1 protein-coding gene and 1 pseudogene are annotated in these 458 nt (G+C 34.7%); both read right to left on the minus strand.

Translation table 11 applies throughout. The features are described 5' to 3' along the window. Positions 1-191, minus strand: a pseudogene (locus PEPTYR26121_RS08845) (head maturation protease, ClpP-related); the annotation flags it as partial. Next, a partial coding sequence (locus tag PEPTYR26121_RS08850; RefSeq protein ID WP_180501063.1) for a phage portal protein occupies positions 178-458 on the minus strand: 281 nt, incomplete at its 5' end. The gene PEPTYR26121_RS08850 and the pseudogene PEPTYR26121_RS08845, both read right to left, overlap by 14 nt.

The following is a 458-nucleotide window of genomic DNA, read 5'->3' on the forward strand; positions in this document are numbered from 1 at the left end:
GATGCAGCTATACAATCTCCACCAGGAGAGTTGATCCACACAGTTATGTCTCCACTTTTATTTTTTAATTCTTCAAAAAAGAGCCTTGGCGTGATTTCATCATCAAACCAAGACTCTTCTGCAATAACTCCATCTATATAGAGTTCATTTGAATCCTTTTTCCAGTTCCAAAATATTTTATTTTTGTTCATTCTCGATATTTTTACCTCCATTTCTTTTACTCTCATAGAATGACCCTGCCTTATCAAGTGGTAGCATATTTCCATTTACAAGGTATAAGTCACCACCTTCTTCAGCTGATATCCTATCTAGGTTTTCTAATTCTCTTATGTCATTTGCACTCATCCAGCCATTTTGTCTTCCTACAGCATATCCATTCATCCTTGATTCATAGTCTCCCCTCAGAAGTCCATCAAGATTAAATTTAATAAAGTAGGATTCTTTTTCTTTCTTTGTTA

The organism is Aedoeadaptatus nemausensis, assembly GCF_903819165.1.
GTDB classification, from domain to species: domain Bacteria; phylum Bacillota; class Clostridia; order Tissierellales; family Peptoniphilaceae; genus Aedoeadaptatus; species Aedoeadaptatus nemausensis.